The 25,440-nt window shown below is 49.9% G+C and carries 21 protein-coding genes; 18 read left to right on the top strand and 3 right to left on the bottom strand.

The features are described 5' to 3' along the window. Positions 1–10: 10 nt before the first annotated feature. Complete coding sequence (locus QMN38_RS00400) at positions 11–70, top strand: type I toxin-antitoxin system Ibs family toxin (protein WP_109017525.1); 60 nt, start codon at positions 11–13, stop codon at positions 68–70. 99 nt (positions 71–169) lie between these two features. Here the strand turns inward: QMN38_RS00400 and yegD are convergent, their stop codons facing one another. Beyond that, on the bottom strand, positions 170–1,522 hold the full coding sequence (yegD, locus tag QMN38_RS00405) for a molecular chaperone (RefSeq protein ID WP_271454624.1): 1,353 nt from the start codon (positions 1,520–1,522) through the stop codon (positions 170–172). Between the two features lie 136 nt (positions 1,523–1,658). On the opposite strand from yegD, the gene alkA reads away from it, so the two are divergent. Beyond that, entirely contained in the window at positions 1,659–2,528 is an 870-nt protein-coding gene (alkA, locus tag QMN38_RS00410) for a DNA-3-methyladenine glycosylase 2 (RefSeq protein WP_271450343.1), read from the top strand. Here the strand turns inward: alkA and QMN38_RS00415 are convergent. Next, a complete protein-coding gene (locus QMN38_RS00415) occupies positions 2,496–5,825 on the bottom strand; it encodes a diguanylate cyclase (protein WP_323604569.1) in 3,330 nt (1,109 codons plus the stop codon). The two genes, alkA and QMN38_RS00415, sit on opposite strands and share 33 nt — an antisense overlap. 315 nt (positions 5,826–6,140) lie before the next feature. On the opposite strand from QMN38_RS00415, the gene udk reads away from it, so the two are divergent. The 3 genes from udk to asmA all read left to right on the top strand — a co-directional run bounded on the left by udk (position 6,141) and on the right by asmA (position 9,335). After that, positions 6,141–6,782, top strand: coding sequence for a uridine kinase (udk, locus tag QMN38_RS00420; protein ID WP_005128328.1), 642 nt, complete (start codon positions 6,141–6,143; stop codon positions 6,780–6,782). A 91-nt stretch (positions 6,783–6,873) separates the two neighbouring features. Then, positions 6,874–7,455 (top strand): dCTP deaminase, encoded by a 582-nt coding sequence (gene dcd, locus QMN38_RS00425; RefSeq protein WP_003036774.1) that lies wholly within the window; start codon positions 6,874–6,876, stop codon positions 7,453–7,455. A 26-nt stretch (positions 7,456–7,481) separates the two neighbouring features. After that, positions 7,482–9,335: an outer membrane assembly protein AsmA gene (asmA, locus tag QMN38_RS00430; protein WP_271456728.1), complete on the top strand. Its 1,854-nt coding sequence runs from the start codon at positions 7,482–7,484 to the stop codon at positions 9,333–9,335. A gap of 43 nt (positions 9,336–9,378) precedes the next feature. Here the strand turns inward: asmA and QMN38_RS00435 are convergent, their stop codons facing one another. After that, a complete protein-coding gene (locus tag QMN38_RS00435; RefSeq protein WP_323604183.1) occupies positions 9,379–10,962 on the bottom strand; it encodes a TerC family protein in 1,584 nt (527 codons plus the stop codon). A gap of 656 nt (positions 10,963–11,618) precedes the next feature. Between QMN38_RS00435 and QMN38_RS00440 the strand changes: the two genes are divergently transcribed. The 13 genes from QMN38_RS00440 (at position 11,619) to cpsB (ending at position 25,320) form a co-directional block, all read left to right on the top strand. Then, positions 11,619–12,758: a polysaccharide export protein gene (locus QMN38_RS00440; protein WP_323604186.1), complete on the top strand. Its 1,140-nt coding sequence runs from the start codon at positions 11,619–11,621 to the stop codon at positions 12,756–12,758. A gap of 5 nt (positions 12,759–12,763) precedes the next feature. Further along, positions 12,764–13,210, top strand: coding sequence for a low molecular weight protein-tyrosine-phosphatase Wzb (wzb, locus tag QMN38_RS00445; RefSeq protein WP_271450340.1), 447 nt, complete (start codon positions 12,764–12,766; stop codon positions 13,208–13,210). Beyond that, entirely contained in the window at positions 13,210–15,372 is a 2,163-nt protein-coding gene (wzc, locus tag QMN38_RS00450) for a tyrosine-protein kinase Wzc (RefSeq protein ID WP_323604189.1), read from the top strand. Before wzb ends, wzc begins: the two co-directional genes overlap by 1 nt. A 77-nt stretch (positions 15,373–15,449) precedes the next feature. Next, positions 15,450–16,292, top strand: coding sequence for a colanic acid biosynthesis glycosyltransferase WcaA (gene wcaA, locus QMN38_RS00455; protein ID WP_137382249.1), 843 nt, complete (start codon positions 15,450–15,452; stop codon positions 16,290–16,292). 37 nt (positions 16,293–16,329) lie between these two features. Then, entirely contained in the window at positions 16,330–17,547 is a 1,218-nt protein-coding gene (wcaC, locus tag QMN38_RS00460; protein ID WP_271450337.1) for a colanic acid biosynthesis glycosyltransferase WcaC, read from the top strand. Continuing rightward, the gene (wcaD, locus tag QMN38_RS00465) at positions 17,522–18,739 is read left to right on the top strand and encodes a colanic acid polymerase WcaD (RefSeq protein WP_323604193.1); all 1,218 of its coding nucleotides are present in this window, start codon (positions 17,522–17,524) and stop codon (positions 18,737–18,739) included. The genes wcaC and wcaD overlap by 26 nt, the downstream gene beginning before the upstream one ends. Positions 18,740–18,744: 5 nt before the next feature. Next, on the top strand, positions 18,745–19,491 hold the full coding sequence (gene wcaE, locus QMN38_RS00470) for a colanic acid biosynthesis glycosyltransferase WcaE (RefSeq protein ID WP_323604196.1): 747 nt from the start codon (positions 18,745–18,747) through the stop codon (positions 19,489–19,491). Between the two features lie 9 nt (positions 19,492–19,500). Continuing rightward, a complete protein-coding gene (gene wcaF, locus QMN38_RS00475; RefSeq protein ID WP_323604197.1) occupies positions 19,501–20,055 on the top strand; it encodes a colanic acid biosynthesis acetyltransferase WcaF in 555 nt (184 codons plus the stop codon). Positions 20,056–20,079: 24 nt separating this feature from the next. Then, the gene (gene gmd / locus QMN38_RS00480) at positions 20,080–21,201 is read left to right on the top strand and encodes a GDP-mannose 4,6-dehydratase (protein ID WP_271442409.1); all 1,122 of its coding nucleotides are present in this window, start codon (positions 20,080–20,082) and stop codon (positions 21,199–21,201) included. Positions 21,202–21,206: 5 nt separating this feature from the next. Next, on the top strand, positions 21,207–22,175 hold the full coding sequence (gene fcl, locus QMN38_RS00485; protein WP_323604570.1) for a GDP-L-fucose synthase: 969 nt from the start codon (positions 21,207–21,209) through the stop codon (positions 22,173–22,175). After that, a complete protein-coding gene (locus QMN38_RS00490) occupies positions 22,175–22,654 on the top strand; it encodes a GDP-mannose mannosyl hydrolase (RefSeq protein ID WP_271455092.1) in 480 nt (159 codons plus the stop codon). Before fcl ends, QMN38_RS00490 begins: the two co-directional genes overlap by 1 nt. Next, the gene (locus QMN38_RS00495; RefSeq protein WP_323604201.1) at positions 22,651–23,874 is read left to right on the top strand and encodes a WcaI family glycosyltransferase; all 1,224 of its coding nucleotides are present in this window, start codon (positions 22,651–22,653) and stop codon (positions 23,872–23,874) included. The genes QMN38_RS00490 and QMN38_RS00495 overlap by 4 nt, the downstream gene beginning before the upstream one ends. Positions 23,875–23,877: 3 nt before the next feature. After that, entirely contained in the window at positions 23,878–25,320 is a 1,443-nt protein-coding gene (gene cpsB / locus QMN38_RS00500) for a mannose-1-phosphate guanyltransferase (RefSeq protein WP_323604203.1), read from the top strand. The last annotated feature ends 120 nt before the right edge of the window (positions 25,321–25,440 follow it).

The following is a 25,440-nucleotide window of genomic DNA, read 5'->3' on the forward strand; positions in this document are numbered from 1 at the left end:
GGAAAGGGTTATGATGAAGCAGGTCATCATACTGGTGATACTCTTAGTCATTAGCTTACCGGCTTACTAAGACACCAGGGGGAGGGTAAAACCTCCCTAACCCTCACTCCTGAAAGTAATCCACAGTAACGATGATGTCAATACGTACGCTTTTCAGCCTGCGAGCGACTTAGCGGAAAACCACTTCCGCCCAGCGAGCCAGCCCTGCGGTGACAGAGCCAAAGTCATCGCCACCGGCGATAGGGATCCCCGGAAGCTGTTCAGCAAGGGCTTTTTTGATCAGCGGTGAACGGGCGCTACCGCCGGTCAGATAAATGACATCCGGTTTTTCCTGCGCGTTATCCAGCGCTAACTGAACCTGCTCAAGAATACGTGCCAGCGGTTGATTTAACGCCGCTTCCAGTCCTTGCTGGCTGATAGCGGTGGCCAGCGCATCGCTGATAAATGGCAGTGCCGCGGTAACGTTTGTCTGGTCAGAAAGCGCAATTTTGCTCTCTTCTGCGCTGCGTACCAGGCGATAACTCAGGCGTTCACGCCAGACTTTAAGCAGCAGCGCCACTTTGTCTGCTTCACGTGCATCGCGGATCAGATCGTTGAGTAAACGTCCGTTGGCGGTGCTGTAGAAATCACTTTGTGCCGGAACATCGTTGATCGCGACCGCGTTCCACCAGGGTAAAATCGGCAATGCGATGCCTTTTTCCGTTTCGCCGCCCATACCCAGCAGTGGCATCAGATGTTTAAAGGCTAACGCAATATCCAGATCGTTACCGCCCACGCGGCAACCGCTGTGTCCCAGCAGGCTGTTTTCGCGATCGGCGCGCTGATGCCATTGCGGTCCCATTAGCAGTAGCGAACAGTCAGTGGTACCACCGCCGATATCCACCACCAATACGCGTTTTTCTTCCTGCAAGGTTGCTTCAAAATCCAGACCCGCGGCTACCGGTTCGTACTGAAAAACAACATCCTGAAAACCAGCACGCTTTGCCGCACGCGCAAGGATACCCTGCGCCTGGGCGTTGGCATCATCACCGCCTAACCCCTGGAAGTTGATCGGGCGACCGATAACGGCCTGGGTGATCGCTTCCGGTAGCTGGTTTTGCGCCTGATTGCGAATATGCAGCATCATCGCGCAGACCAAATCCTCAAATAGAGCAACCTGCTGCGGCTTCAGGCCGCTGGCACCCAGGAATGATTTTGGCGATTTAACAAAGTAAACCTCTTCCGGGTCGTCAATGTATTGCGCCAGTGATGCCAGACCAAACTGCACGCTATTGGCGCTAACATCGATGTCTTCATCGCGGTTATAACGCATCGCACGACTCAGTAGCGCCTGTGTTTCGGCATCCGTCGTGGGGACATCATGATGGCGATACAACCATTCGCTCACCGCTTCACGCGTAGGCGCACAAAGCATTGAGGGCAGTAACGTGCTGTTATTTTCCATTTTGAGCAGGTGTGGCTGCCCGTCACGCATTACGGCTACTGAACAGTTTGCCGTACCGTAGTCAAAACCAATAAACACCGTAAAAATCCCCATGCCCGTGAAGAAGGGGCGTGACTTTAGCGAAATGTTGCCGCCCCGACAACTGGAATATGAAAGCAAGGCGTATCGATTGAATACCGTTTATGCTGTAGGTTTAACTAAAAAGGGAACCTGAATGTTAACACTGAGCTGGCAGCCGCCTTATGACTGGTCCTGGATGCTAGGGTTTCTTGCCGCCCGTGCGGTGGAGGGGGTCGAAACCGTCGGGGAGTTGTATTATGCCAGGAGCCTGGCAATCGGTGAGTATCGCGGGCTGGTGAGGGTAGTGCCTGACCTGAAGACACACCAGCTTCAGGTCAGGTTAAGTCCAGGTTTACAGCCCGTTGCGCCAGAATGCCTGGCTAAAATTGAGCGGTTGTTCGATCTTGGCTGCTGTCCACAGCATATTGTTAACGCTCTGGGCAGCCTGGGCGCAGCGCGTCCTGGCTTGCGGCTACCCGGCTCTGTCGATGCTTTTGAACAAGGTGTGAGGGCGATATTAGGCCAGTTAGTGAGCGTTGCCATGGCGGCAAAACTGACCGCGAAAGTTGTACACGCCTACGGTGACAGGCTTGATGACGCGCCTGAGTATGTGTGTTTTCCCACACCACAAGCGCTGGCTGCTGCTGATCCTTTGCACCTGAAAGCCTTAGGGATGCCGCTCAAACGCGCCGAAGCGCTCATTCATCTGGCACGAGCAACGCTTACCGGAAGGCTTGCATCGGTTGCACCAGCCGATATTGAGCAAGGCGTAAAGTACCTACAAACGTTTCCCGGTATAGGGCGCTGGACTGCCAATTATTTCGCGCTACGCGGTTGGCAGGCGAAAGATGTTTTTCTCCCTGACGACTATTTGATTAAACAACGCTTTCCGGGCATGACGCCAGCCCAGATCCGGCGTTATGCCGAGCGCTGGAAGCCGTGGCGCTCCTATGCGTTATTGCATATCTGGTATACGGAAGGGTGGCAGCCGTCAGTTGATAGCGAAGTTGCTGGTATTGAGTAGCAGATCCAACGGCTGAGCATCAGCAATGATGTCGCCGTAGATCATATCGATACCGATACCAGAAAGTGCGTCCATAATAAGCGGCATTTGCACGGGGCCGGCGATCGTTTTGATATCCAGGCGCTGTGCATGGCCCTGGATAATAGAAACCCACATTTCATCCATCAGGTTGCCGTGAACACTGGCGCTGATATCACTATCGAGTAACAGGTAATCGACGGTGTGAAACTTCAGGTTTTCAAAGATCTCTAAGTCGCGCCCAACCTGGCTTAAAATAATCCGACAACCCGCGTGACGAAGCCGCTGAATGGCCGATAGGCTCTGAGCTGGATGCGATTTCATCACTCCGGCTGGAATGGTCAGGTGTAATAATCGTGGTGGTAGCGGGCTACGTTGCAACTGTTCTAGCAGTTCATCCACAAGTTCGGTATTCAACAGTCCGGCGGCAGAAAGGGGAAGGGCAATACTGAGTCCCTTACTGGCAATCGCCGTCGCTGCATGCTGGAAAAATTCGTTAAAAACCCGGCGGTCAAGCGCATGATTAAGCGCAGGGTCAACAAGTCCGGTACGGAAGATATGCTCTTCGATAACATCACCGTCCTCTGTTCCCAGACGCAGTGAGAGTAGCCAGAAGCTGAATGTTTCAGGAATGCGTGGAGAGGCCACACCCCGGGCGATCATGAGCATCGGGTTGTGCGCAATAATGTGCTTCTGTTCATCAAACGATAGCAGTTCCCGTGAGGTGTGCGTCTGACTTTGCTGAGGCTCATACACGCAGACCCGGCCACGTCCGCTGTTTTTGGCGGCATAGCAGGCGATATCCGCCTGGGACATAACCTCAGTCGCGACATGATTTTTCTCATCGATCAGCGTAATACCCGCACTGGCACCTATGCGGTGCAGACGGCCGTCCCACATGAACTGATACTCGTTGATGGCGCTGATAATACGGCCAGAGATAAAGCGTGCGCTTTCGATGTTGCAATCTGGCAGCAACAGGCCGAATTCATCGCCACCGAGACGCGCCAGTACATCGCTGGTACGTAGCATGCTGAGCATCAGAGAAGCCAGTTCGCGCAGCAGGGCATCGCCTGCAGCATGGCCCGCGCTATCGTTCACGGCTTTAAACCGATCCAGATCGATAAAGACCAGAACATGACGTTGATGCGTATCGTGTACGGCTTGCAGCAATTGTTTCAGATGGTTTTCAAAGCTGACCCGGTTAGCAAGATGGGTGAGATCATCGTGCGACGCGCTGTAGCTCAGTTGGCGTAACATCTTACGCGACTCGGTGACATCCTGAATGACCAGCACGGAGCCAATGCTGCCGCCGTCAAGGGTACTGAGTGGCGTAATGCTGTACTGAATGTCGTAACTGCTGCCGTTACGGCAATGCAGAACCACCTCCTGCTCTATGGCAGTACGCGACATATCGGCACTGTAGATGTTTTCCATCAACGGGCCGTTATCGCCAAAGGTAATACGCAGCACTGTCAGTAACGGAATACCTATCGCGTCGTCCTGCTGCCAGCCGCTCATCTTCTCGGCAACCGGGTTCATAAAGGTCACGTTCATGTCGACATCAATACAAATCACCGCTTCGCCGATCGAGTCCAGCGTGATGTGCAGGCGCTCTTTTTCCTGGTACAACGCTTCGTTGAGTTGCTTCACTTCGGTCATATCCAAATTGATGCCGAGTAAGCGTTCAACTTCTCCGTCTTTATTCAGTACCCGGTTAGCCAACGAGCGGATGTGTCGCACGCCGTCACGTACTGCAATACGAAATTCGAGCTTAAAGGGAATTCGTGCGGCCAGAGAGTCGCGAATCACATTTTCAGCATGCTCGCGATCTTCTGGTACGACGCACTCGTACCAGACTTGCCAACTGGGTTTGATATGCGGCGGGACTTCATAGAGATCGAACATGCGCTTATCCCAACTGATCACATCGGGTTGCAGTTCCCACTCCCAGATACCGATACCGCCCGCTTCGTTGGCGAGGGTGATGCGCTCCATCAGCCGCTTATTCATCCACTCGGTGTGTTTCAGGTCGTTTATGTCTTCGACCTGAGCAATAAAGTAGAGCGGGGTGTTGTCGCTGTGGCGTACCAGCGAAACGGCCAGCAATGCCCAGACGACTTCGCCTGCGCGCGTGTAATAGCGCTTTTCCATGGAGTAGCTATTGATTTCACCACGGGCCAACATGCCGAGTTGTTCGAGGTCGTTATTCAGATCTTCTGGCCAGGTGAGTTGCTGGAAGGTCAGCGCTCTCAGTTCATCCTGACTGTAGCCAAGAAACTGACACAGCGCCTTGTTTGCCTGTAACCACTGCCCTTCGGTACCGACCAGCGCCATGCCAATCGCGGAATATTCCATTGCATTACGAAAACGCGATTCGCTTTCAGAAATGTGTTTTCGCTCGGCCCGAAATGCGTACATCACCATAGTCATCATGTTGGCTGGCAACAGAATCATCAAAAACGGCAGCCACGGAATACTGGTCATCACATTCGTTTTTGGGGCGTAGAGCAGCGATGGGTTGGCAGCCAGCATCAGAGAGACCATCATGACGGTACTGAGGAAAATTAAAAATGCTTCCATACGCGGCAAACGGACGGCGCTCCACATCAGCAACACAATGACGCAGGTAAACGGCCACGGCACGTACATCATGGAGAGCCAACTGAACGTTAAAGTGATGAGCAGCGTGATGAGGGTCTCAAGCAGTAAGCGGGGATCGCGGTGGCGCAGCAGATAATGAGGCTTGAATAACAGACCCAATGGCACCAACGCCAGCGCGCCGATGGATTCGGAAAGCACCCAAATGAGAAACGTATTTAACGAGGTTCCCTCTGGGAGCAGTAGCCACATCAGTACACCACCTAACAGCGGTGGAATGACGGCGCTACCCAACGCCAATCGCGCCCAGTCATTCAGATTCTGTAAGGGATTGTACCAGGGTAGCAGCTTGCGCAACAACATCGCGCCGGCGACCGCTTCAATAATGTTGATGGTCGTATAAGTGTAGTTAAGCGAACCTCCAGGAAAAAACAGCAAAGACGCGCCGATACTGCCGAATGAGCAAGCCAGCGCTATCCCAGGCCACATTTTCCCCGCATGGCGGTAAAACGCCACCATCATGATCGAGGTTGGAAACCAAAGCGGTGCCAGTTGAGTACCGAAACGCGACAGTTCCAGCGAGAATAGCGTAAAGATAAATGCTACCAGACCTAAACTGGCCAGGCGCAGCAGAGGATGGGGTAGGGTAACTAAAACATGTTGGAATTGTTTACTCATTACCACTTTACCCAAATAGCCGATGTCGGCCAGCAGAGTTACCAGCCGCATCACGTTTAATCTTCGTTTATGCTAGTACAAATAATTTACAATTTATACGCCAGTTGCTCATAAATTAACACGCTCAAGCCATTAATTCCTAAGGCGGGTGAATAAAACTTGAGCCTGCTTTAAAATTAACCGTTTTAATTTGCGACAGGGCAAGCATTGGTGCAGCCTGGGCTGGCATCGCGCTGCTGAAATCCCTATAATTGCCGCGTTTGGCGTTTCGACGCCGCCCTTCCTTACATCCAGGTTAATCAGGTCGCTAAATTTATGACTGATCAGTCCCATCAGTGCGTCATTATCGGCATTGCCGGCGCATCGGCTTCCGGCAAGAGTCTTATTGCCAGCACCCTTTATCGCGAATTGCGTGAACAAGTCGGTGACGAACATATTGGCGTTATTCCCGAAGACAGCTATTACAAAGATCAAAGCCATCTGTCGATGGAAGAACGCGTAAAAACGAACTACGACCATCCGAACGCGATGGATCACAGTTTGCTGTTTCAGCATCTGCAAACACTTAAACGTGGTTCCGCCATTGAATTGCCCGTTTATAGCTATGTTGAACACACGCGCACACAAGAAACTATTCATATTGAACCCAAGAAAGTCATTATTCTGGAAGGCATTTTGTTGCTGACGGATGCGCGTTTGCGTGATGAAATGAACTTCTCTATTTTTGTTGATACGCCGTTGGATATTTGCCTGATGCGCCGTATCAAGCGTGATGTGAATGAACGTGGTCGTTCAATGGATTCGGTGATGGCGCAATACCAAAAAACCGTACGTCCGATGTTCCTGCAATTTATTGAGCCTTCAAAACAATACGCCGATATCATCGTGCCTCGCGGGGGTAAAAATCGCATTGCTATCGATATTCTGAAGGCGAAAATCAGTCAGTTCTTTGAATAAGTTCAGCGAATTGTGTACCGTTCAGTGATAACCTGGTTCACCCTTAACGCGCCTGGCATTAAGGGGTTGAAGCACGAAAGGAGAAAGTGCCATGCGTTTATGTGACCGAGATATTGAAGCCTGGTTGGATGAAGGTCGTCTGTCGATCAATCCACGTCCTCCTGTCGAGCGTATCAACGGCGCAACGGTAGATGTGCGTCTTGGAAACAAATTTCGTACGTTCCGCGGTCATACGGCGGCGTATATTGATTTGAGCGGGCCGAAGGATGAGGTCAGCGCTGCGCTTGACCGCGTAATGAGTGATGAAATTGTCCTCAAAGACGGTGAAGCGTTTTTCCTGCACCCGGGTGAATTAGCGCTGGCGGTAACGTTCGAATCCGTAACGCTGCCTTCCGACCTTGTTGGCTGGTTAGACGGCCGTTCTTCGCTGGCACGTCTGGGCCTGATGGTACACGTTACGGCACACCGTATTGATCCGGGTTGGTCGGGCTGCATCGTGCTGGAATTTTACAACTCAGGAAAATTACCGTTGGCGCTGCGCCCCGGTATGCCGATTGGTGCACTGAGCTTCGAACCGCTTTCCGGCCCGGCAGCGCGACCTTACAACCGTCGCCAGGATGCGAAGTATCGCGATCAGCAGGGCGCGGTAGCCAGCCGGATCGATAAAGACTGAGTGTTTTTCAGTCCATTGGGGATAGCATGAGACGATTTCTGACGACGTTGATGATTCTTCTGGTCGTGCTGGTGGCCGGTTTCTCTGCGTTAGTATTGTTGGTGAATCCGAACGATTTCCGCGCATACATGGTGAAGCAAGTTGCTGCGCGTAGCGGATATCAACTGCAGTTGGATGGTCCTCTGCGCTGGCACGTATGGCCCCAGTTGAGCATTCTCTCCGGGCGCATGGTGCTAACGGCCGAAGGTGCCAGCGAACCTCTGGTTCGTGCCGACAATATGCGTCTGGACGTCGCCTTGTGGCCGTTGTTGAGCCACCAACTCAGCGTAAAGCAAGTCATGCTCAAAGGCGCGGTGATTCAACTTATACCTGAAACCGAGGCTGTGCGCGGAGTCGATGCCCCTGTTGCGCCAAAAGATAATACACTGCCGGATCTGGCAGAAGATCGTGGATGGTCGTTCGATATCGCTCGCCTGCGCGTGGCTGACAGCGTTCTGGTATTCCAGCATGAAGACGATGAACAGATAACGGTTCGTGATATTCACCTGAATATGGAACAGGATGCCCAGCATCGCGGAACGTTCGATTTCACCGGTCGCGTTAACCGCGACCAGCGCGACCTGACGTTGTCCATCAGCGGTGCTGTCGATGCGTCTGACTATCCGCATGATTTAGTCGCTAACATTGAGCAGCTAAGCTGGCAGTTACAGGGCGCTGACTTGCCGCCGCAGGGGATCCGCGGCCAGGGTCAGCTTCAGGCTCGGTGGCAGGAAGAGAAAAAACAACTCAACTTTACGCAGATTCACTTAACGGCGAATGACAGTTCACTCGCCGGGCAAGCTCAGGTAACGCTGGCGGAGAAACCTGCATGGGACGTCGATCTGAAATTCGGCCAGCTCAACCTGGATAACCTGATCGTACAGCATGACGCTCTGGCGGCGACAGATACCGGGGCACAGCAGAGTCAGAGCCAGTCTACACTGGCGCGGCCGGTAATTGCCTCGCAGGTTGATGCCGTCTCTTATCAGGGGCTGCAAGGATTTTCCGCCAATATTGCACTACAGGCGGATAAAGTTCTCTGGCGGAAAATGGCATTTGATAATGTTTCTGCAAAAATCGTCAACCAGGCTGGCTTGCTGAATATCAATGAGTTACAGGGAAAAAGTGACGGTGGGTTGATCTCGCTTCCTGGCTCGCTGGATGCCAGAAAAGGCTCTCCACGGGCAGTCTTTCACCCACGGCTGGAAGGCGTAGAAATCGGCACTATCCTGAAAGCCTTTGACTATCCGATTGCCCTTACTGGCAAGCTGTCACTGACTGGCGATTTTTCGGGCTCTGACATTGATGCGCAGGCATTTCGTCACAGCTGGCAAGGACAGGCCAATGTTGAGATGAGCGGCACGCGTATGGAAGGCATGAACTTCCAGCAACTGGTGCAACAGGCGGTTGAACGTAGCGGCGGCAGTGCAAGTTCACAACAGGATTTGGATAATGCGACGCGGCTGGATCGCTTTGTGACCGATCTGACGCTGGATAACGGCAAGGTTACGCTGGATAACATGGAAGGGCAGTCCGCCATGCTGGCGCTTTCGGGTAAGGGCACGTTAGATCTGGTTGAGCAAAATTGTGATACTCAGTTTAACGTACGTGTGCTGGGCGGATGGAATGGGGAAAGCAAATTGATCGATTTCCTCAAAGCGACTCCGGTTCCGCTCAGGGTCTATGGCAAGTGGCAGTCGTTAAACTATAACCTGCAGGTGGACCAACTCTTGCGTAAGCATATGCAGGATGAAGCAAAACGTCGATTGAACGACTGGGCCGATCGCAACAAAGACTCTCGCAACGGCAAAGATGTTAAAAAGCTGCTGGATAAACTCTGATCTCTATTGCCGGATGTCGCTTTAGCGCCATCCGGCATATCGCTTATACCTCGTAATCCATCTCTTCTTCACTGCGCAGTGGTATCAACTGGACTTTCTGCACCCGATGGTTTTCTACTTGCAAGGTTTTCAGCAAATAGTCTCCAACCTGTACTTCCTCTCCGGTTTTCGGGATGCGCTGCAGATACTCCATTAACAACCCGGCGATGGTGTGATACTCACGTTTCTCATCTAATGGGATCGGGACATACTGCACCAGGTCTTCCAGCGGCATATGACCGTTTGCCGTCCACGACCCATCGGCATTTTTCTGAATATCATGACGAGCGTCGATCTCTTCGACTTCATTTGGCAAGTTACCCGCGATGGTTTCCATCACGTCGCTCAGCGTCACGATGCCTTCCACCGAACCAAACTCATCGGCCACAAAAGCGAAGTGCGTACGGGCATTACGGAACTGCTCCAGCGCCGGAAGGAGCGGCAGGGTTTCCGGGAATACCAACGGCTGGCGAAGTAAGACGCGCAAATCGAGTGGTTCGCCACGCAGCGACTGTTGCAGAAGGTCAATCACATGCACCACACCGAGCAGTTCTTCCTGTTCATCTTCTCCGGTTACGACCAGACGCGTATGCTGGTTTTTCTCCAGTAGTGTGCGAATTTCTGTTTCCGGCGCATTGAGATCAATATGCTCGATATCATGGCGTGACGTCATGATGCTACTGACGGTTCGCTGATTGAGGTTCAGTACGCGCTCAACCATCCGCCGTTCCTGTGGTGCAAAAATCTGGCCTTCATGATGATCCGCCAACATGGCGGCAGTTTCGGCATCCAGCTCGGCATCTTCTTTTTGACCACTTATCAGGCGCATCACCGCCTCGGCGGTACGCTGGCGTAACGTGTGGTTAGCCGACAGAAAACGACGACGGTTAAAAATAGCCAGCTGGTTCAGGGCTTCTATCATGACCGAGAAGCCGATAGCCGCGTACAGATAGCCTTTCGGTATGCGAAAACCAAAGCCTTCCGCGACCAGGCTGAAACCAATCATCAGCAGGAAGCTCAGGCACAGGATAACGATAGTTGGGTGGCTGTTAACAAAACGGGTCAACGATTTGCTGGCCAGCATCATCAGGCTGATGGCAATAATCACCGCCGCCATCATGACGGCCAGATGATCAACCATGCCAACCGCGGTGATCACCGAGTCCAGTGAGAAAATGGCATCCAGTACCACTATTTGCGCGACCACGCCCCAAAATTTCGCACCCCGACGCTGGGTGGGATTGTCGCTGTCTTTCCCTTCCAGCCTTTCGTTAAGCTCCATTGTCGCTTTGAACAGCAGGAAGAAGCCGCCAAATAGCATAATCAGGTCGCGGGCACTGAAGCTGAAGCCCCGAATGCTGAACAGAGGTGTGGTCAGCGTCACCAGCCATGATATTGACGCCAACAGTAGCAGGCGCATAACCATCGCCAGTAGTAGCCCGGTAATACGCGCCTTATCCCGCTGGGCTGGAGGGAGTTTCTCCGCGAGGATGGCAATAAAAACAAGATTATCAATGCCAAGAACGAGTTCTATCACGATTAGCGTGACGAGTCCGGCCCAGATTGACGGATCGGCAATCCATTCCATAGTAAATGCTATACCTATAGTTATATGACAATTGTCACAATTCGATCATGGGTAAAATCGACGAAAAATGCAATGGCGAGAAGGGATTTCTCTTCCGTTTATATCAGGATAGGAGGGAGAGAATAGCCTGAAGGTATCTGCACGAAATGGTTTTATTCATCCAGTTATATTTAGGAAATATCGCAGATTGGATATTTATATATTAACATTGTCAACATCAATAAAATCCTAAAAATAGACATATCTCACGCTTAATATTAATCTTAAAAGGCTACGTTTCAGGACTTGTTATCTTGCCTGCTATTCGGTTAGCTGCAACAATTCTTCCCGTAATAATCAAAAGAGAAATATGTTGCCAGTATCGCACCATGCTATTTCTGATGGGCAGGTGCTATGAATATGATGAAAATTGCGAGGACGGTAAAAATATAAATTAATCAGTGCATTGGTAGCTAATGAAGCCAGGGGCGGTAGCGTGCCTGGTCGCCTGATGATAAACCTAAATTATTCTGTCAAGAGACTGCAGATGAATTCATTTTTTTTAGGACTGATGCCAGTTAAATTCTTATTCAATTAACGGCAAGGTAAATGCAAACAGGCGTAATCGCTATTTAAAACGCACGTGATAATGACTCTGCCAAAGTGATAAATAATCAATGATGAAATCCAAACTTAAATTGATACCAGTATTGGTGTCGGTAATATTGATCAACGGTTGTACCGTGCTTCCGGGCAGCAATATGTCTACCATGGGCAAAGATGTGATTAAGCAACAGGATGCCGATTTTGATATCAACCGGATGGTGAATGTTTATCCGCTTACCCCACGACTGGTTGAACAATTACGTCCGCGACCGAATGTTGCTCAACCTAATATGTCGCTGGATCAGGAGATCTCCGGGTATCAGTACCGGGTCGGACCCGGTGATGTCCTGAATGTCACCGTATGGGATCATCCCGAACTCACCACGCCAGCGGGACAGTATCGTAGCTCAAGCGATACGGGAAACTGGGTACAGCCTGACGGCACGATGTTTTATCCCTACATTGGCAAAGTTAGCGTGGTGGGAAAAACGTTGGCAGAAATTCGTAGTGATATTACCGGGCGCTTAGCGAAGTACATCGCAGACCCGCAGGTGGACGTTAATATCGCCGCATTCCGCTCGCAAAAGGCATATGTCTCCGGGCAGGTGAATAAATCCGGTCAACAGGCCATCACCAACGTACCTCTTACCATCCTTGATGCTATCAATGCCGCAGGCGGCCTTACAGAAGCGGCCGACTGGCGCAACGTTGTGCTGACCCACAAAGGGCAGGAGCAACGAATCTCTCTGCAAGCGCTAATGCAAAATGGCGATCTGAGCCAGAACCGTCTGCTCTATCCTGGCGATATTCTGTTTGTTCCGCGAAATGACGACCTGAAAGTGTTCGTGATGGGTGAAGTGAAAAAACAGAGCACCCTCAAGATGGATTTCAGCGGTATGACGCTCACTGAAGCGCTGGGCAATGCGGAGGGCATCGACCTGACCACATCCAATGCCAGCGGCATCTTCGTTATTCGTCCAATAAAAGGCGAGGGTGGGCATAACGGCAAGATCGCCAATATCTACCAGCTTGATATGTCCGATGCGGCATCGTTGGTGATGGCGACCTCTTTCCGACTTCAGCCTTACGATGTGGTGTATGTCACGACCGCGCCGGTTGCTCGCTGGAACCGTTTGATCAATCAGTTGCTGCCGACCATTAGCGGTGTTCGTTACATGACGGATACGGCCAGCGACCTTCACAACTGGTAATCATCATGTTTAACAAAATATTAGTTGTCTGCGTGGGGAACATTTGCCGCTCTCCGACGGCAGAGCGCTTGTTAAGGCAATTTGATCCGGCGTTGACGGTGTCTTCCGCTGGCCTCGGCGCGCTGGTAGGCAAGGGCGCTGATCCGTGTGCCATTAGTGTGGCTCAGGCGCATAACTTGTCGCTGGAAAATCATTGTGCGCGGCAGATCTCGGGACGGATGTGCCGGGAATATGACCTGATCCTGACCATGGAAAAACGTCATATCACGGCGTTGTGTGAAATGGTGCCGGAGATGCGTGGCAAAGTGATGCTGTTCGGCCATTGGGACAGCGAACGCGAAATACCCGACCCGTATCGTAAAAGCCGTGATGCATTTGATGCGGTGTATGCGCTACTTGAGCGGTCTGCCCACCAATGGGCTCAGGCACTGAATGCGGAGCAGGGAAAATAATGACAGAAAAAGAAAAACAGTCTGCAACGTCGGTAACAGGCAACGATGAAATCGATATCGGACGTCTGGTTGGGACAGTAGTCGAAGCACGCTGGTGGGTACTGGGCATAACTGCCGCATTTGCGCTGTGTGCGTCGGTCTACACTTTGTTTGCCACGCCGATCTACAGTGCCGATGCGCTGGTACAAATTGAGCAAAACACCGGCAGCTCGTTAGTCCAGGATATTGGCTCGGCGTTATCCAACAAGCCACCTGCCTCTGAAGCGGAAATTCAACTTATTCAGTCACGACGGGTATTGGGCAAAACGGTAGACGATCTCAATCTGGACATTTCCGTCACCAAAGATTCATTTCCTCTTTTTGGTGCCGGCTGGGACCGTCTGATGGGCCGCCAGAATGAAACGGTCAATGTGGCGACCTTCACCTTGCCAACGTCAATGAATGAACAGACCTTCACGTTGAGCGTACTGAACGACAAAAGTTATCAACTGGTGAGTGACGGCGGCTTTAGCGCGCGTGGTCAGGTTGGGCAGTTACTGAACCATGACGGTGTAACGATGCGGGTTGAGGCGATTCATGCCAGTCCGGATAGCGAATTTACCGTCAGTAAGTTCTCCACGCTTGGCACGATCAACAACCTGCAAAATAATCTGATGGTGACGGAAACAGGTAAAGATACCGGGGTGCTGAGTCTGACCTTCACGGGAGAAAATCGTGAGCAAATCCGCCAGATCCTCGACAGTATTACCCGCAACTATCTGCAACAAAACGTGGAGCGTAAATCTGAAGAGGCCGCCAAAAGTCTGGCATTTCTGGCAAAACAATTGCCAGAGGTGCGCAATCGTCTGGACGTTGCCGAAAACAAGCTGAATGCATTTCGTCAGGATAAAGACTCCGTTGATTTGCCGCTGGAGGCCAAAGCGGTGCTGGACTCGATGGTCAATATTGATGCCCAGTTAAATGAACTGACTTTTAAAGAAGCAGAAATCTCCAAACTGTTCACCAAAGCGCACCCGGCGTACCGCACGTTGCTGGAAAAGCGCCAGGCGCTGGAAGATGAAAAAAACAAGCTGAACGGGCGCGTAACAGCGATGCCGAAAACGCAGCAGGAAATTGTCCGCCTGACGCGTGACGTGGAGTCCGGCCAGCAGGTCTATATGCAACTGCTGAATAAACAGCAGGAGCTGAAGATCACGGAAGCCAGTACGGTTGGCGATGTGCGTATTGTCGATCCCGCCATTGCCCAGCCCGGTGTCCTGAAACCGAAAACGGCGCTGATTATTCTCGGCAGTATTCTTCTTGGTTTGATGCTTTCAGTGGTTGGCGTGCTGCTGCGATCGCTGTTCAATCGCGGTATTGAAAGCCCGCAGGTGCTTGAAGAGCACGGCATCAGCGTGTATGCCAGCATTCCTTTGTCCGAATGGCAAAAAGCCCGTGATAACGTGCAGACCATTAAAGGCGTTAAGCGCTATAAGCAGAGCCAGTTGCTGGCGGTAGGTAATCCGACTGACCTGGCAATAGAAGCGGTGCGCAGCCTGCGTACCAGCCTGCACTTCGCCATGATGCAATCACGTAATAATGTGCTGATGCTTACCGGGGTCAGCCCGTCGATTGGCAAAACGTTTGTCTGTGCCAACCTGGCTGCGGTTATCAGTCAGACCGACAAGCGCGTGCTGCTGATCGACTGTGATATGCGTAAAGGCTATACCCATGAGCTGCTCGGGACCAATAACGTCAACGGTCTGTCTGAGATTCTTAGCGGCAAGGGTGACATTCCCGCCTGCGCAAAACCGACTTCAATTGCACATTTTGACCTGGTCCCTCGCGGGCAGGTTCCCCCTAATCCTTCAGAACTGCTGATGAGCGAACGCTTTGGCGAGCTGATGACCTGGGCTAGCGCGAACTATGACCTGGTGCTGATCGATACGCCGCCAATACTGGCCGTGACCGATGCGGCCATCGTTGGTCGCCACGTCGGAACCACGCTGATGGTGGCGCGTTACGCGGTCAACACGCTGAAAGAGGTGGAAACCAGTCTGAGTCGCTTCGAGCAAAACGGTATTCAGGTGAAAGGGGTGATCCTCAACTCCATTTTCCGGCGCGCCAGCGGGTATCAGGATTACGGTTACTACGAATACGAATACACGTCGGATTCGAAATAGATAACTAACAGCGACGCATATCGAATGTAGGCCTGATAAGCGTAGCGCCATCTGGCAACTTTATCTGGGACAAAAAAATGACGACAGACAACCCACTAATTTCTATTTATATGCCAACCTGGAACCGCCAGCAGTTGGCTATTCGGGCGATTAAATCGGTGCTGCGCCAGGACTATAGCCACTGGGAAATGATCATTGTCGATGATTGCTCTTGCGAGTATGAGCAGCTGCAACAGTTTGTTGAGGCGTTAAACGATCCACGCGTGAGCTATACGCATAACGAGATTAACTCCGGCGCGTGCGCGGTACGCAATCAGGCGATCATGCAGGCCAGTGGGCAGTACATTACGGGAATTGATGATGACGATGAGTGGACGCCGAATCGCCTGAGCACATTCCTTCAGTCTCGTCATCAACTGGTGACGCACGCTTTTCTCTACGCTGATGATTATGTCTGTGAAGGTGAGGTTTATTCACAGCCAGCCAGTCTGCCGCTGTATCCGAAGTCGATGTACTCACGACGCCGATTCTACAAACGAAATATCATTGGCAATCAGGTCTTTAGCTGGGCGTGGCGTTTCAAAGCATGCCTGTTTGATACCACGTTAAAAGCCGCTCAGGATTACGACATTTTTCTGCGCATGGTGGTGGCCTACGGTAAACCCTGGAAGGTAAAAGAGGCGACGCAGATCCTGCATGTGAATCACGGCGAGATGCGCATTACTTCCTCTCCACATAAGTTCTCCGGTTATTTCCAGTTCTATCGCAAGCACAAAGGTAAATTTGACCGGGCGAGTAAAAAATATCAGCTGTTTACCCTTTATCAGATTCGTAACAAGCGGATGAACTGGCGCACATTGCTGACGCTGCTTTCCATACGCAACGGTAAGCGCCTGGCTGACGGTCTGCGAGGACGCTAAGTATGCTGAGTCAACATGTGAGAGCGAAGGTAATGCAATGAATATTCTGCAATTTAATGTTCGGCTTGCCGAAGGCGGGGCAGCCGGGGTCGCGCTGGATTTACACCTGCGCGCGCAGGAAAAAGGGTGGTCGTCGCGGTTTGTATACGGTTATGGCAAAGGAGGCAAGAAAAGCGCCAGTCACGGGAATTATCCACACGTGATTAAACATGCGCCGCGTTTAACGTCGGCGGCGAATATTGCGCTGTTTCGCCTCGCAAACCGCGATCTGTTTGGCAACCTCGACAGTATGTACCGCACAATCACCCGCACTGCGGGCCCGCTGGTTCTGCATTTCCATGTGCTGCACAGTTACTGGCTGAATCTCGAAGAGGTGGTGGCGTTTTGCCAAAAGGTGAAGGCACATAAGCCCGATATCACCTTTGTCTGGACGCTGCACGATCACTGGAGTGTTACCGGACGCTGCGCCTTTACCGATGGTTGCGAAGGCTGGAAAACGGGCTGCCAGAAATGCCCAACGTTAAGCAACTATCCCCCGGTTAGCGTTGATAAAGCACACCAGCAACTGCCTGGCAAACGTCAAATGTTTCGCATGATGTTGGCGCTTGGCTGCCAGTTTATCTCGCCCAGTCAACATGTGGCGGAAGCATTTAACAGTCTGTACGGTGCCGGGCGTTGTCACATCATCAATAACGGTATTGATGTGGCGACAGAAGCGATTCTTGCTGACTTGCCAGTTCAGTATGAACCGCCGGGCAGACCGAAAATTGCCGTGGTAGCCCACGATTTGCGCTATGACGGTAAAACCAGCCAGCAACTGGTTCAGGCGCTTATCGCGCTCGGGGACAAAATAGAGCTGCATACATTCGGTAAGTTTTCCCCGTTTGCCGGAGCAAACGTCATCAACCATGGGTTTGAAAGTGACAAACGAACCTTGATGGGGGCGCTAAATCAGATGGATGGGCTGGTGTTCAGTTCACGGGTTGATAACTACCCGTTAATTTTATGCGAAGCGCTTTCTATCGGTGTACCGGTTATCGCCACGCACAGCGAGGCGGCACAGGAAGTGCTGGCAAAATCAGGCGGTAAAACGTTCAGTGAAGCGGATGTTCTGCGTCTGGTACAACTTAAAAAATCAGAAATTGCACAGGCGGTATTTGGCACCACGCTGGCAACCTTTAGCCAGCAGAGTCGGACAGCATACAGCGGACAACAGATGCTGGAGGAATATGTCTCGTACTATCAGGGTCTGTAGCTATCTGGTGTTGCCGCTGCTTTATCTGCTGGTTAACGTCAAGCTTGCGCAACTGGGTGAAAGTTTCCCTGTCACCGTTGTCACTTTTTTACCGCTGTTGCTACTGCTGTTCGTCGACCGTATCAATATTAAAAAGTTGTTGATTGCGTTGGGTGTAGGCGGGGCCCTGACGGTGTTTAACTACCTGTTTGGCCAATCGCTGGATGCCAGCAAGTATGTAACATCTGCCATGTTGTTTATCTATACCGTGATCATTATTGGCATGGTGTGGAGTATTCGCTTCAAAACCATTTCACCACATAACTATCCTAAAATTTTACGTTTATTCTGGCTGGCGGTGGGGTTAGTGGTCGGTCTGGCTGCCGTTGAAATGGTACAGATCATTCTCAGTGGTGGCAGCAGTATAATGGAAGCTATTTCGAAATATCTTATTTACAGCAATAGCTATGTTCTGAACTTTATTAAATTTGGTGGAAAACGTACCACTGCACTCTATTTTGAACCCGCATTTTTCGCTCTGGCGTTAATCTCAATTTGGCTCAGCATCAAACAGTTTGGTATCAAAACGCCCAGGACCGATGCTATGATTCTGACAGGGGTGGTATTGTCAGGATCGTTTTCTGGGGTAATGACATTTATATTGTTTTACCTGCTGGAGTGGACGTTTCAGTATCTGAATAAGGATGCGATAAAAAAGAAGTTACCCTTGGCGATTATCTCACTGAGTGTGTTTATGGTGGGCGTGATATTTGCCTTCCCCTACATTGCGACGCGTCTTGGTGATTTAGGTACGGAAGGTTCTTCTTCGTATTATCGTATAGTCGGGCCGTTGGTCATGGTTGGGTATTCATTACTGAATATCGATGGTGTAGTGCGATTTGGCTCACTTTATGAATATGTTGCATCATTCGGAATCTTTAACGGTGCAGATGTAGGTAAAACGATAGACAATGGTTTGTATCTGTTAATTATCTATTTTTCGTGGTTCGCCGTAATATTATCCCTGTGGTACATGGGGAAAGTAACGAAGATGATGATGAATGCATTTGGTGATAATCAGAATTATCGGGTGCAACTTTATCTTTTTACACCGTTGTCGTTGTTTTTCACCGGTTCAGTATTTAGTCCGGAATACGCTTTTTTAATCGTATGTCCGTTTATTTTGCGCAAGGCGCTGAATATCGCGAGGTAATTTACATGCTGCTGAGTATTATCACCGTCGCTTTTCGCAATCTGGACGGGATCGTCAAAACCCACGCGTCACTGGCACATCTTGCGCAGACGAGCGATATCAGTTTTGAGTGGATTGTTATCGATGGGGGGTCTACAGACGGTACGCCAGCGTTCCTGGAGAATCTCAATGGAGAGCACCAGTTACGTTTTGTCAGCGAGCCTGATAACGGTCTCTACGACGCAATGAATAAAGGGATAGCTATGGCGCGCGGGCGTTTTGCACTCTTTCTCAACTCTGGAGATATTCTGCACGCTGATTCTGCGCATTTTATCCGCCAGTTAAAAACGCAGAGTGATAAAACGATGGTGATTGGCGATGCATTGCTGGACTTTGGTAATGGTAAAAAAATGACGCGCCGGGCTAAACCCGGTTGGTACATCTATCACAGTTTGCCAGCCAGTCATCAGGCAATATTTTTCCCGCTGACAGGCCTGCAAACCTGGCATTATGATTTGCAATATAAAATATCATCGGATTATGCGCTGGCAGCAAAATTATACAAATCGGGGTTCGCTTTTAAAAAACTGACTGGTTTAGTGTCGGAGTTTTCCATGGGCGGCGTATCGACTACGAATAATCTGGAATTGTGTCGGGATGCTAAAAGAGTCCAGCGACAAATATTGCGCGTGCCGGGCTTTTGGGCCGGATTTTCTGAATATATACGCCTGCGCACAACCGGTAAGGCAAAACACTTATATGGTAAAACGTAAGGATACACTATGCAGAATTTAGAAGGCTTCACGGTGCCGAAAGGTTTTCGCGGCGGCGGTGTTATTAAAGTGCAATTATGGTGGGCGGTACAAGCAACATTATTTCACTGGTCACCACAAGTTATGTACCGCTGGCGGGCTTTTTTATTAAGAATATTTGGCGCGAAAATAGGAAAAAACGTAGTTATTCGGCCTTCAGTAAAAATTACTTATCCGTGGAAATTGACACTGGGTGATTACGCCTGGGTGGGTGATGACGCGGTTTTATATACGCTGGGTAATATTACGATTGGGGCTCATACGGTTATTTCGCAGAGAAGTTATTTATGCACAGGGAGTCATGATTATGCCAGCCAACACTTTGATATTTACGCCACGCCAATTGTGATTGGCGAGAAATGCTGGCTGGCGACAGATGTTTTTGTCGCGCCTGGCGTGACGATTGGCGACGGCACCGTCGTGGGTGCACGCAGCAGCGTTTTTAAATCGTTGCCGGCCAATGCCATATGTCGGGGTAACCCCGCAGTAGTTACGCGTAAACGCGTCGAGAACGTTACTCCCTGAAGGGAAATTTTAAGAGGTAATAACATGTCAAAAGTCGCTCTCATTACTGGCGTAACCGGGCAGGATGGTTCTTACCTGGCAGAGTTTCTGCTGGAAAAAGGTTATGAAGTTCATGGCATTAAGCGCCGGGCCTCGTCATTTAATACCGAACGGGTAGACCATATTTACCAGGACCCGCATGCGGGTAATCCCAAATTCCATCTGCATTATGGCGATTTGACGGACTCCTCTAATCTGACCCGCATTTTGCAAGAGGTTCAGCCGGATGAAGTCTATAACCTGGGCGCAATGAGCCACGTGGCGGTGTCGTTTGATTCGCCAGAATATACTGCGGATGTTGATGGGATCGGCACGCTGCGTTTGCTGGAAGCGATTCGCTTCCTGGGGCTGGAAAAGAAAACCCGTTTCTATCAGGCCTCCACCTCTGAACTGTACGGTCTGGTTCAGGAGATCCCACAGAAAGAAACGACGCCGTTCTACCCGCGATCGCCCTATGCCGTCGCCAAACTGTATGCCTACTGGATCACCGTCAATTACCGTGAATCTTATGGCATGTATGCCTGTAACGGCATTCTGTTTAACCATGAATCTCCGCGCCGTGGCGAGACCTTCGTCACTCGCAAAATTACCCGCGCAATTGCCAACATCGCCCAGGGACTGGAGTCCTGTCTGTACCTCGGCAACATGGATTCGCTGCGTGACTGGGGACATGCCAAAGACTACGTCAGGATGCAGTGGATGATGTTGCAGCAGGAACAGCCGGAAGATTTCGTGATCGCCACTGGCGTGCAGTATTCCGTCCGTCAGTTTGTGGAAATGGCCGCAGCCCAACTCGGTATTAAGCTGCGTTTTGAAGGTGAGGGCGTGAATGAAAAAGGCATTGTGGTTTCGGTGACTGGGCATGATGCACCAGGGGTGAAACCGGGGGATGTGATGATCGCCGTCGACCCGCGCTATTTCCGTCCTGCGGAAGTGGAAACGCTGTTGGGCGATCCGACAAAGGCACACGAAAAACTGGGCTGGAAACCGGAAATCACGCTGCGACAGATGGTTTCTGAAATGGTTGCCCACGATCTGGAAGCCGCGAAGAAACATTCACTGCTGAAGTCCCATGGTTACGATGTTGTTATTGCACTGGAGAGCTAATGATGATGAAGAAGAAACGTGTTTATATCGCGGGACATCGGGGAATGGTGGGCTCTGCTATTTACCGACAACTCGCACAACGTGAAGATGTAGAGTTAATCATTCGTAACCGTGAGCAGCTCAATTTATTAGACACAACGGCGGTTAATGATTTCTTTACCAGTGAACATATTGACCAGGTTTATCTTGCCGCGGCAAAAGTGGGTGGGATTATGGCTAATAATAATTATCCATCTGATTTCATTTATGAAAACATGATGATGGAAAGTAATATTCTTCATGCGGCTCATAATTCAAATGTTAAGAAGTTATTATTTTTAGGCTCATCATGTATTTATCCTAAGTTTGCGCAGCAACCCATCAAAGAGAGCGAGTTGTTGCAGGGATCACTGGAGCCGACAAATGAGCCCTATGCCATCGCTAAAATTGCAGGGATAAAACTGTGTGAGTCCTATAACCGGCAGCATCGTCGGGATTACCGTTCAGTGATGCCGACGAACCTGTATGGACCTAACGACAATTTCCATAAAGATAATTCCCATGTGATTCCTGCACTATTGCGTCGTTTTCATGAAGCCACCCAACGTGATGACAAGTACGTTGAAGTTTGGGGCAGTGGAAAACCCATGCGTGAATTTTTGCATGTCGATGATATGGCGGCAGCAAGCATCCATGTTATGGAGTTAGACAATGAGGTTTGGCAGGAGAATACAGAGCCAATGCTTTCCCATGTCAACGTAGGTACGGGTGAAGATTGCACTATTCGTGAACTTTCCGATGCCATTGCAAAAGTTGTTGGTTTTCGCGGTGAAATTATTTTTGATGCTTCTAAACCTGATGGGACACCACGGAAACTGCTTGATGTGAGCCGCCTGAGAAGACTCGGATGGCATCATGAAATAGGGCTTGAACAGGGGCTGGTTAATACTTATCGCTGGTTCCTTGATAATCAGCAGCGGTATCGGGGTGAGTAATGTTTCTCAATAAAGAAGACTTCGCTAATGCGGTGCGCACGACGCCGCTGATCTCTCTGGATTTTATCATTGAGAATGAGTTTGGGGAGTTTTTAGTTGGGAAAAGAACTAACAGGCCTGCTCAAGGATATTGGTTTGTGCCAGGCGGCAGAGTATTAAAAGATGAAACGCTGGAACAAGCATTTATGCGTTTGACGGAAGAGGAATTAGGTCAGCGGTTTCCCATTACACACGGTGAGTTTTTTGGTGTCTGGCAGCACTTTTATGATGATAATTTTTCTGGTTCTTCGTTTACAACGCATTATGTGGTGCTGGGTTTTCGACTGAAAATTAATACCAGTACATCAATGCTGCCGTCAAAACAGCATGATACCTGGCGTTGGGCTAAATCGGATGAACTGATTGTCGATGGAAATGTGCATAAAAATACGCAGGCATATTTCAACTCCGCGACGAAAGATCGGGTGCCCGGGATATGAGAATTCTGGTTTATGGCATCAATTACTCGCCCGAGTTGACCGGAATTGGTAAATACACGGGAGAGATGGTGGAATGGATGGCAGGCCAGGGGCATGAAGTTCGGGTTATCACGGCCCCTCCTTATTATCCGCAGTGGCAAGTAGGCGAGCCTTATTCTTCCTGGCGTTATCGTCGGGAAGTGGGTGTCACTACTGTCTGGCGCTGTCCATTATATGTACCGGCTCAACCTTCAACGCTAAAGCGGCTGCTACATTTGGGCAGTTTTGCCCTGAGCAGTCTTTTTCCCCTGTTGGCTCAGTGTCGGTGGAAGCCTGAGTACATTATCGGCGTGGTACCCACGCTATTCTGTACGCCAGGGATGCGTTTGCTGGCAAAACTGTCTGGCTCTCGCACCGTGCTGCATATTCAGGACTATGAAGTTGATGCGATGTTGGGGCTGGGACTGGCGGCAACCGGAAACTCCACAATGATTGTGCGAGTAGCCAAAGCATTTGAGCGCAGCAGTTTGTTGAGTATGGATAATGTTTCCACGATCTCCCGTTCTATGATGCAAAAAGCGCAGGAGAAAGGTGTTGCTGCAGAAAAACTTATCTTTTTCCCGAACTGGTCTGAAGTGGAAAGATTCAGCAAGGTGGATAGTGCTGATATAGAGCAAATACGTCAGCAGTTTGATTTGCCAACCGATAAAAAAATGATTTTGTATTCTGGCAATATTGGTGAGAAACAAGGCGTTGAAAATATCGTTGAGGCTGCAAGTCAGACTCAGGATAAACCATGGATATACGTTATTGTGGGTCAGGGGGGGGGGAAATCCAGGATGGAACAAATGGTCAAGGAACGAGCCCTAACGAATGTTAAGTTCTACCCACTGCAACCTTATGAAATGCTGCCAGCGTTATTAAGGCTAGCAGATTGCCATTTAGTCATCCAAAGACGCGGCGCTGCAGATGCGGTCCTTCCTTCGAAGTTAACGAACATATTGGCGGTCGGAGGAAATGCCGTGATTACAGCAGAGCGCCACACCGAACTGGGGCAGCTTTGTCAGAAACATCCCGGTATTGCGATCTGTATTGAGCCTGAATCAGTTGAAATGCTTGTGGCGGGTATTACTGAAGCAATCACTATGCCTGAATACAATATGATTGCACGTTCATATGCAGAGTCTGCACTTGAAAAAGATAATGTCTTAAATCAATTTATTAATCATTTGAAGGGTTGACTTATGAGTCATAATAACATTCATCCGGTAATTATCGCAGGTGGGTCCGGTAGTCGTTTGTGGCCATTATCCAGAACATTATATCCAAAGCAGTTCTTGTGTCTGGATGGGCAAAACACTATGTTGCAATCGACAATTTGCCGCCTTGATGGCCTGGATTGTTCACCACCGCTTGTAATATGTAATGAAAAGCATCGATTTATTGTTGCTGAGCAATTACAAGAAATTGATAAGCTAACGGGTAATATTATTCTTGAGCCACAAGCCCGGAATACTGCACCCGCAATCGCGCTGGCAGCAATCGCGGCATGCAACAATAATTCCGATCATAACCCGTTGTTGCTGGTCCTGGCGGCTGATCATATTATCGAAGAAAATAAGTTCTTCCACGATGCAGTGACCTCAGCCATTCCGTTAGCCGAAAATGGCAAGCTGGTAACATTTGGTATCGTCCCGGATGCACCGGAAACAGGGTACGGTTATATTCGACGCGGTGAAGTCAGTAGTACCCAGATAAAAGTTGATTCTGTTGCTTTCAATGTTGATGCTTTTGTGGAAAAACCTGACCTTGAAACAGCCGAAAAATATATCTCTGCTGGTGAATATTATTGGAATAGCGGTATGTTTTTATTCCAGGCCCGACGCTATCTTGAAGAGCTCGAAAAATATCGTCCAGATATTTTACAGGCCTGCTTGTTGGCGATGGATAACGCTGAACTGGACAATGATTTTATCCGTGTCAGTCGGGAGGATTTCCAGGATTGTCCAGAAGAATCGATCGACTATGCCGTGATGGAGAAAACCACGGACGCTGTAGTCCTGCCTATGAACGTCGGATGGAGCGATGTAGGGTCATGGTCATCACTTTGGGAAATCAGCGATCGTAACGACGAGGGTAATGTTTATCATGGTGATGTTATTGACCATAATACAGAGAACAGTTATGTCTACGCCGAATCGGGACTGGTGGCAACCGTCGGCGTAAAAGATCTGATTGTTGTCCAAACTAAAGATGCAGTATTAATCGCAAATAAAACAGATGTGCAAGATGTAAAAAAAATTGTTGCACAAATTCAGGCGGATGGTCGCTCGGAGCATCATATTCATCGGGAGGTTTTTAGACCCTGGGGGAAATATGATTCTATCGATAAAGGTGATCGTTATCAGGTTAAAAGAATAACCGTGAAACCCGGTCAGGGCTTTGCATTACGTATGCACCATCATCGCGCTGAACACTGGATTATTGTTGCGGGAACGGCAAAGGTCACGATCTGTGATGAGGTCCAGTTATTAAGTGAAAATCAATCAGTATATATTCCTCAGGGTACTGTTCATTGTCTTGAAAACCCAGGGAAGGTTCCCTTGGAGATGATTGAAGTTCGTTCTGGAGTCTACCTTGAAGAAGATGATATTGTAAGATTTGGCACACATCATGAGCATATATAGAAATCTATTATTCATCTCTGTTAACTGACTCTCTGCGAACTTTTATGAAATAAAAATAACAGAGTCTGGCCTTTGTTACTTATTTATTGAGGCAATCAGGTCCGGGCTAACTGTTGCCTG

The sequence above is a fragment of the Citrobacter sp. R-1.5.2 genome (assembly GCF_035064245.1).
Classification (GTDB): Bacteria; Pseudomonadota; Gammaproteobacteria; order Enterobacterales; family Enterobacteriaceae; genus Citrobacter.

Excerpts from the sequence above, each read along its gene's own strand:
- alkA (WP_271450343.1), top strand. The coding sequence starts at position 1,659 with ATGTTAACACTGAGCTGGCAGCCGCCTTATGACTGGTCCTGGATGCTA.
- QMN38_RS00415 (WP_323604569.1), bottom strand. The coding sequence starts at position 5,825 with ATGAGTAAACAATTCCAACATGTTTTAGTTACCCTACCCCATCCTCTG.
- udk (WP_005128328.1), top strand. The coding sequence starts at position 6,141 with ATGACTGATCAGTCCCATCAGTGCGTCATTATCGGCATTGCCGGCGCA.
- dcd (WP_003036774.1), top strand. The coding sequence starts at position 6,874 with ATGCGTTTATGTGACCGAGATATTGAAGCCTGGTTGGATGAAGGTCGT.
- asmA (WP_271456728.1), top strand. The coding sequence starts at position 7,482 with ATGAGACGATTTCTGACGACGTTGATGATTCTTCTGGTCGTGCTGGTG.
- QMN38_RS00435 (WP_323604183.1), bottom strand. The coding sequence starts at position 10,962 with ATGGAATGGATTGCCGATCCGTCAATCTGGGCCGGACTCGTCACGCTA.
- QMN38_RS00440 (WP_323604186.1), top strand. The coding sequence starts at position 11,619 with ATGATGAAATCCAAACTTAAATTGATACCAGTATTGGTGTCGGTAATA.
- wzb (WP_271450340.1), top strand. The coding sequence starts at position 12,764 with ATGTTTAACAAAATATTAGTTGTCTGCGTGGGGAACATTTGCCGCTCT.
- wzc (WP_323604189.1), top strand. The coding sequence starts at position 13,210 with ATGACAGAAAAAGAAAAACAGTCTGCAACGTCGGTAACAGGCAACGAT.
- wcaA (WP_137382249.1), top strand. The coding sequence starts at position 15,450 with ATGACGACAGACAACCCACTAATTTCTATTTATATGCCAACCTGGAAC.
- wcaC (WP_271450337.1), top strand. The coding sequence starts at position 16,330 with ATGAATATTCTGCAATTTAATGTTCGGCTTGCCGAAGGCGGGGCAGCC.
- wcaD (WP_323604193.1), top strand. The coding sequence starts at position 17,522 with ATGTCTCGTACTATCAGGGTCTGTAGCTATCTGGTGTTGCCGCTGCTT.
- wcaE (WP_323604196.1), top strand. The coding sequence starts at position 18,745 with ATGCTGCTGAGTATTATCACCGTCGCTTTTCGCAATCTGGACGGGATC.
- wcaF (WP_323604197.1), top strand. The coding sequence starts at position 19,501 with ATGCAGAATTTAGAAGGCTTCACGGTGCCGAAAGGTTTTCGCGGCGGC.
- gmd (WP_271442409.1), top strand. The coding sequence starts at position 20,080 with ATGTCAAAAGTCGCTCTCATTACTGGCGTAACCGGGCAGGATGGTTCT.
- fcl (WP_323604570.1), top strand. The coding sequence starts at position 21,207 with ATGAAGAAGAAACGTGTTTATATCGCGGGACATCGGGGAATGGTGGGC.
- QMN38_RS00490 (WP_271455092.1), top strand. The coding sequence starts at position 22,175 with ATGTTTCTCAATAAAGAAGACTTCGCTAATGCGGTGCGCACGACGCCG.
- QMN38_RS00495 (WP_323604201.1), top strand. The coding sequence starts at position 22,651 with ATGAGAATTCTGGTTTATGGCATCAATTACTCGCCCGAGTTGACCGGA.
- cpsB (WP_323604203.1), top strand. The coding sequence starts at position 23,878 with ATGAGTCATAATAACATTCATCCGGTAATTATCGCAGGTGGGTCCGGT.